The following is a 7,023-nucleotide window of genomic DNA, read 5'->3' as shown; positions in this document are numbered from 1 at the left end:
GTTAGTAAAAAAAATGGAACAACATCAAGCTACTGCTTACATGGTAAACACAGGTTGGAATGGAACTGGAAAACGAATATCTATTAAAGACACAAGAGCTATAATTGATGCCATTTTAGATGGTTCAATTGAAAAAGCAGCAACTACAATTGTACCTGTTTTTAATTTTGAAGTGCCAACTTCATTACACGATGTTGACTATACTATTTTAGATCCAAGAAATACGTATGCAAATCCAAAAGAATGGGATACAAAAGCTGAAGATTTAGCAAGTCGCTTTATTAAGAATTTTATACAGTACACGGATAATCAAGAAGGTGCTGCTTTAGTAGAAGCAGGTCCAAAATTATAAAACCTAACAAAGTAAAACTTACTTGTAAAATCGTCTTGAAATCAAGACGATTTTTTATTGTACAAAAAAAGCGTTCATTTCTGAACGCTTTTTTAATTTATATATAAAATAATTATTTCCCTTTATTTGCTTCCGCAACATATTTTTCCAAAGCACCTGTCATAGATGGTGTTCCTGGAGCTGGTGCTAAAATATCAACTCGTAATCCATGATCTAAGGCTTCTTTTTGAGTAGTTGGTCCAAACACTGCAATTCTTGTATTATTTTGCTCAAAATTTGGAAAATTCTTAAATAAAGATTTTATTCCTGTTGGACTAAAAAATGCCAAGACATCATAATAAACATCTTTTAAATCAGATAAATCACTCATTACAGTTTTGTAAAAAATTCCTTGTTTCCAATCTACTTTCAAACCGTCTAATGTTTGAGGTACATCATGATTTAATTGATCTGTATTTGGCAATAAAAACTTTTCGTCTTTGTATTTTTTTATAAGTGTCGTTAAATCAGAAAAATCTTTCTGACCTACATAAATTTTACGTTTTCTGTACACTACATATTTTTGTAAGTAAAACGCCACTGCTTCGGATTGACAAAAATATTTTAAATCTTCAGGGATTTTATATCTCATTTCTTCTGCAACTCTAAAAAAGTGATCTATAGCATTTTTACTAGTAAATATAATTGCTGTAAAATAATTTAAATCAATTTTTTGCGCTCTTACTTCCTTAGCTGAAACGCCTTCAATATGAATAAAAGGTCTAAAATCAATTTTAACCTTAAATTTATTTTGCAAATCGTGATATGGAGAATTGTCCACTTTAGGTTCTGGTTGCGAAACCAAAATCGTTTTTACTTTCAAATTTGACATACCTAAAAAATTCCTAATTTTTCGTTACCCAATAATACATGAAATAATACGGTGCTATTTCAAGCGTGCAAAGATATAAAATAAAATAAAACAATTTGCTTAATATTGTCTTTTGATACGTTTTAACTAAAAAATAATAAGTAAAAACATTATAAAGTAAAAAAATGGTTAAAATAATGTAAAACACTTCTTTTATTGGCCAAGAATTATAATACAAAACAATATTTATAGGTAATAATATAAAACCTAAAAAAGCGCGATAATTTACTTTTATTAGATTAAACTTATCTACTAAACTTTCGGAATCTATAGCTGTTCCTATAATTTTTTCAATTAAAAATTTAGATAAAATAAACACAAATAAAAATGTTATTACTTGGATATAAGTTATATAATTATCGGTTTTCGTATAATTAAAATAACTTAAAAACAATAAAATAAAAAAGGAAAAGGAAATTAATTGAATGACAAACATAGAAATCGTAAACCAACTTAATAAATTATTGGTGTCTTTGTATATCTTATTATACTTTTCAGAATAGCCTAATTTTATAAATTCATTAAATCGAACTGAAAAAATAGTTTTATTAAGTGCAATAATGGCTGTCGCTAAAACAAATAATAGGGTTGCCCAATCTTTGTTGACTAAAACTCGTTCTATTGATAGCATAATATTCATACTGCAAAAGTAACAAAAAAAATAACTCAAATAAATTATAAAATTATTAAGAAAATAAATGTAAAAATAACTTAATTTTGTAAAGTAATAAAAATAACAATGTCAGCAGGAATAGTAATTATACCTACATACAACGAAATTGAAAATATAGAGCGGATTATCCATGCTGTTTTTCAATTACCCTCAAGCTTCCACGTCTTAATTGTGGATGATAATTCACCCGACGGAACTTTTAATAAAGTAGCTGAATTACAAAAACAGTATTCAGAAAAATTATTTTTAGAAGTTAGAACTAAAAAATCTGGTTTAGGAACTGCTTATGTACATGGTTTCAAATGGGCACTTTCGCATAATTATCAATATATTTATGAAATGGATGCCGATTTTTCTCATAATCCAAACGATTTAGAAAAGTTATATTTTGCTTGTCAAAATGGGGCTGATGTGGCAATTGGCTCAAGATATTCTAAAGGTGTAAACGTGGTTAACTGGCCATTAAACCGAGTTTTAATGTCTTATTTTGCTTCTGTTTATGTAAAGTTTATTACTGGCATGCAAATTCATGATGCTACTGCGGGTTTTATATGTTATAAACGAAATGTTTTAGAAACAATAAATATTGAAAAAATTAAATTTGTAGGATATGCATTTCAAATAGAAATGAAATATCGTGCTTTTGTAAATAAATTTAAGATTGAAGAAGTCCCAATTATTTTTACAGACAGAACCTTAGGCGAATCTAAAATGAGCGGCGCCATTATCCGTGAAGCTGTAATTGGGGTGATTATGTTACGAATTAGAAAAATATTTAACAAACTATAAATGAGTACATTTTTAATTAAAAATGCAAGAATTGTAAATGAAGGGAGCGTCTTTGAAGGAGATGTATTGATTGAGAATGAAATTATCCGTCAGATTGCAGATAACATCAGTGCAAAATCTTCGGAATGTATAATTATTGATGCAGAAGGAAGCTTTTTAATACCTGGTGTTATTGACGATCAAGTTCATTTTAGGGAACCTGGCCTTACATACAAAGGCGACATCGCATCAGAAAGTAAAGCCGCAGTTGCTGGTGGAATTACCTCATATATTGAGCAACCCAATACGGTTCCGAACGCAGTAACTCAAGAGCTCTTGGAAGAAAAATATCAAATTGCTTCCAAAACATCTCATGCCAACTATTCATTTATGATGGGTGGTACTAATGATAATTTAGAAGAAATTTTAAAAACTAATCCTAAAAATGTAGCAGGTTTAAAACTGTTTTTAGGTTCTTCTACAGGTGACATGTTAGTGGATAGTTCAGCATCGTTAGAAAAAATATTTTCTAACACGAAGCTTTTAATAGCCGTTCATAGCGAAGACGAAACCATTGTAAAAAATAACCTTGCTAAATATAAAGAAATCTACGGTGATGACATTCCAGTAGAAAAACACCCAGAAATTAGAAGTGTAGCAGCTTGTTACGAATCTACTGTTAGAGTTATTGAATTGGCTAAAAAAACTGGAGCAAGATTGCATGTTTTTCATATTTCAACGGCTAAAGAATTAGACTTATTTACAAACAAAATTCCGCTTGAAAAAAAACAAATTACAGCTGAAGTTTGTATTCACCATTTGTGGTTTACAGATGCAGATTATGAAACCAAAGGTTCGTTAATTAAATGGAACCCGGCAGTTAAAACGCAAGAAGATAAGGACGCACTTTGGAAAGCGCTATTAGATGATAGAATAGATGTAATTGCCACAGACCATGCACCTCATACTTTAGAGGAAAAATCAAATCCGTATACTACTTGCCCTTCAGGAGGACCTTTAGTACAACATGCTTTAGTAGCCATGATGGAGAATTATTCTAAAGGAAAAATATCTATGGAGAAGATTGTTGAAAAAATGTGTCATAATCCAGCAAAAATATTCAAAATAGAAAACCGTGGTTTTATTAAAGAAGGTTATTTTGCCGATTTAGTAGTAGTTAATCCGCACATGCCTTGGAATGTAAAAAAAGAAAATATTATTGCAAAATGTGGCTGGTCGCCATTTGAAGGAATTAATTTTAAGTCGAGAGTGACGCATACGTTTGTGAATGGGAAGTTGGCTTATGCTAATGGAAAAGTAAAAGATTGTATTGCAGGACAAAGATTAACTTTTGATAGAGAATAGCAATGAAAAAAATAGTTTTATTCGTTTTTGTTTTTGGATTTTTTGCATGTAACGAAAATCCTGTAAAACGTCCGAAAATACTTTTGGATGAAGCAACTATGGAAAATATTTTATTTGATGTGGCTGTTTTACAAGCTGCTAAAATAAATGCGCCAGATATTTTACAAACAAACAAAATTGAAGCTAAAGACTATATTTATAAAAAATACAAAATTGATAGTGCAACGTATCATCAAAACAACAGATATTACGCTGCAGAAGTGAACAACTACAAACACATGCACAAACGAATTTTAGAACGATTGGAAAAACACCAAAATATTAAAAAATAAAAAAACGCCAAATTCAATGAATTTGGCGTTTTAATTTAAAATTTAATTCATTACATTTTCATTAACCAGTTTCTAACAGAAACTTCTTTATCAATAATATTTTTTAAATCGGCAATCGCGACACGTTCTTGAAGCATCGTGTCTCTATAGCGAATAGTAACTGTTTTATCTTCCACAGTTTGATGGTCTACTGTAATACAAAATGGTGTTCCCAAAGCGTCTTGACGTCTGTAACGACGACCAACAGCATCTTTTTCATCATAGGCTACGTTGAAATCCCATTTTAACTCTTCCATAATTTCTTTGGCAATTTCTGGTAACCCATCTTTTTTAACCAAAGGTAACACAGCAGCCTTTGTAGGTGCTAAAACAGAAGGTAAACGCAATACAGTACGAGTAGAGCCATCTTCTAATGTTTCTTCTTGTAATGCTTTTGAAAATACCGCTAAAAACATTCTGTCTAAACCAACAGATGTCTCTACTACATAAGGTACGTAGTTTTTATTTTCTTCGGTATCAAAATACTGTAATTTTTTACCAGAAAATTGCTCGTGAGCTTTTAAATCGAAATCTGTACGAGAATGAATTCCTTCTAATTCTTTAAATCCGAAAGGGAAATTAAATTCAATATCTGCAGCTGCATTTGCATAGTGTGCTAATTTTTCGTGGTCGTGAAAACGATAATTTTCAGCACCCAAACCTAATGATTTGTGCCAATTTAATCGCGTCGTTTTCCAGTATTCGTACCATTTCATTTCTTCACCTGGTTTTACGAAAAACTGCATTTCCATTTGTTCAAATTCGCGCATACGAAAAATAAATTGTCTTGCCACAATTTCATTTCTAAATGCTTTACCGGTTTGTGCAATTCCAAAAGGAATTTTCATTCGGCCTGTTTTTTGAACATTTAAAAAGTTTACGAAAATACCTTGTGCCGTTTCTGGTCGTAAGTATAAATCCATTGCCGTATCTGCAGAAGCACCTAATTTAGTACCAAACATCAAGTTGAACTGGCGTACTTCTGTCCAATTACGAGATCCAGAATCTGGACAAGCGATTTCTAATTCTTCAATTAAAAGTTTTACATCATCTAAATCACCAGCGTCTAAACTTTTCGCCATTCTGGCTAAAATTTCGTTCTTTTTAGATAGATATTCAACAACTCTTGGGTTTGTAGTAATAAATTCTTGTTCGTTAAAAGCATCACCAAAACGCGCCTTTGCTTTTTCAATTTCTTTTTGTGCTTTGATGTTTAATTTTTCAGCATAATCTTCAATTAAAACATCTGCACGATATCTTTTTTTTGAATCTTTATTGTCAATTAATGGATCGTTAAATGCATCAACATGGCCAGAAGCCTTCCAAGTGGTAGGATGCATTAATATTGCAGCATCTAATCCTACAATATTTTCATGCATTTGCACCATGGATTTCCACCAATATTCTCTAATATTTTTCTTTAATTCTACACCGTTTTGCGCGTAATCATATACCGCACTTAAACCATCGTAAATTTCGCTAGAAGGGAAAATAAATCCGTATTCTTTTGCATGCGAAACTACATTCTTAAATAAGTCTTCTTGTTTTGCCATGTTGCAAAAGTAAAAATAGGAATGGAATTAAAAAAGTAATTTTTTAATTATAATTGAAAATGGTTGAACTAATTTTAGTAGTTCCTGAATATAAGTTTACAATATATCTTCCTTTTACCGTTTTGTTCTTTTCTAAATCAACATAACTGCAAACATCTGTTATTTGTTGCTGGTATTCAAACTTTACTAATTTACTATATTTTAAAGTAATATTATTATTTTCAAAGGTCAATTCTTCCACAGAAACGATATCGTTTTTAGGATTTACGACTTGTACAAAAAATTCTTTTTCGCCAGAAGAAATTAATTTATTTCTATCCACTGTAAAGCAAACTCTAATTTGTTCAATTGGCTTTACTTTATTTGGTGTTTTATTATCTGTAAGAAACTTAACCCCTTTTACTTGCAAATTAGTTACTTCAAACTTAGCATCTTTTAAAGCCGTATTTTCAGTAATTTTTGGAGTTTTAACTTCTGGTTTAATTAACGTTCTAAGTTTTTCTATTTGCTTTAATTTTTCTTTCAGTATTTTAATTGAATCCTTTATTTGATCAATTTCCTTATTTAATTCCGATAAATTCTTAAATTTAATATTCTTTTTAGGATCTTTTAAATCAGACACTTTTATAGACAAATCCTGAAAACTTTCATCAAAATTATTATATAAACTCGAAACAGAATCGTACTTCGTAAGTATTTCTGATAATTGACTTTGCGTAATTAATGTTTCTTGTTTTAATGTGTCTTGTAGTTCTTTAGCAGATTTGTTATCTTTATAACTTTTAAATAACACAAGTAGTAAAAAAATTGACAATAAAAGTATAGCGACCTTATAGGTGTTGTTGTTTCTTTTTGAAGACATTCTAAATATTTTTACTAAAGTAAAACTAATGTTTTAATATGATAAAATTTTTCGACCAAATACATAAAAATCTGTTAAACGTGGTATTTCCTGCGTTTTGTAATGGCTGTTCGAAATTACTTTTGAAAAATGAAAAAATTATTTGCACCACTTGCATGCATCATTTGCC

8 protein-coding genes are annotated in these 7,023 nt (G+C 30.1%); 4 read left to right on the top strand and 4 right to left on the bottom strand.

The window, feature by feature from the left end; all coding sequences use genetic code 11:
- A partial coding sequence (locus ABWO04_RS09010) for a phosphoenolpyruvate carboxykinase (ATP) (protein WP_353079311.1) occupies positions 1-352 on the top strand: 352 nt, incomplete at its 5' end.
- A 112-nt stretch (positions 353-464) separates the two neighbouring features.
- On the opposite strand, the gene ABWO04_RS09005 is transcribed toward ABWO04_RS09010, so the two are convergent.
- Together ABWO04_RS09005 and ABWO04_RS09000 are read right to left on the bottom strand one after the other, a co-directional pair.
- Positions 465-1,214 carry a uroporphyrinogen-III synthase gene (locus ABWO04_RS09005; protein ID WP_353079313.1) on the bottom strand — a complete coding sequence of 250 codons (750 nt, stop codon included), beginning with the start codon at positions 1,212-1,214 and terminating at the stop codon, positions 465-467.
- A 22-nt stretch (positions 1,215-1,236) separates the two neighbouring features.
- A complete protein-coding gene (locus tag ABWO04_RS09000) occupies positions 1,237-1,893 on the bottom strand; it encodes a DUF4271 domain-containing protein (RefSeq protein WP_353079309.1) in 657 nt (218 codons plus the stop codon).
- Between the two features lie 108 nt (positions 1,894-2,001).
- Here ABWO04_RS09000 and ABWO04_RS08995 point away from each other — a divergent pair, with 108 nt between their 5' ends.
- Genes ABWO04_RS08995 through ABWO04_RS08985 form a run of 3 tightly spaced genes read left to right on the top strand, consistent with a single transcriptional unit; the run spans position 2,002 to position 4,400 of the window.
- Positions 2,002-2,724 carry a polyprenol monophosphomannose synthase gene (locus ABWO04_RS08995; RefSeq protein WP_353079307.1) on the top strand — a complete coding sequence of 241 codons (723 nt, stop codon included), beginning with the start codon at positions 2,002-2,004 and terminating at the stop codon, positions 2,722-2,724.
- Entirely contained in the window at positions 2,725-4,068 is a 1,344-nt protein-coding gene (locus tag ABWO04_RS08990) for a dihydroorotase (RefSeq protein WP_353079305.1), read from the top strand.
- A gap of 2 nt (positions 4,069-4,070) precedes the next feature.
- The gene (locus ABWO04_RS08985; protein WP_353079303.1) at positions 4,071-4,400 is read left to right on the top strand and encodes a DUF4296 domain-containing protein; all 330 of its coding nucleotides are present in this window, start codon (positions 4,071-4,073) and stop codon (positions 4,398-4,400) included.
- Positions 4,401-4,450: 50 nt separating this feature from the next.
- Here the strand turns inward: ABWO04_RS08985 and ABWO04_RS08980 are convergent, their stop codons facing one another.
- Together ABWO04_RS08980 and ABWO04_RS08975 are read right to left on the bottom strand one after the other, a co-directional pair.
- Positions 4,451-5,992, bottom strand: coding sequence for a glycine--tRNA ligase (locus ABWO04_RS08980; RefSeq protein ID WP_353079301.1), 1,542 nt, complete (start codon positions 5,990-5,992; stop codon positions 4,451-4,453).
- 43 nt (positions 5,993-6,035) lie between these two features.
- Positions 6,036-6,854: a DUF8428 domain-containing protein gene (locus tag ABWO04_RS08975; protein ID WP_353079299.1), complete on the bottom strand. Its 819-nt coding sequence runs from the start codon at positions 6,852-6,854 to the stop codon at positions 6,036-6,038.
- Between the last annotated feature and the right edge of the window lie 169 nt (positions 6,855-7,023).

This window comes from Flavobacterium sp., from assembly GCF_040382755.1.
Lineage (GTDB): Bacteria > Bacteroidota > Bacteroidia > Flavobacteriales > Flavobacteriaceae > Flavobacterium.
Note: the sequence above shows the minus strand (reverse complement) of the source record. Positions and strands in the feature narration are given on the sequence as shown.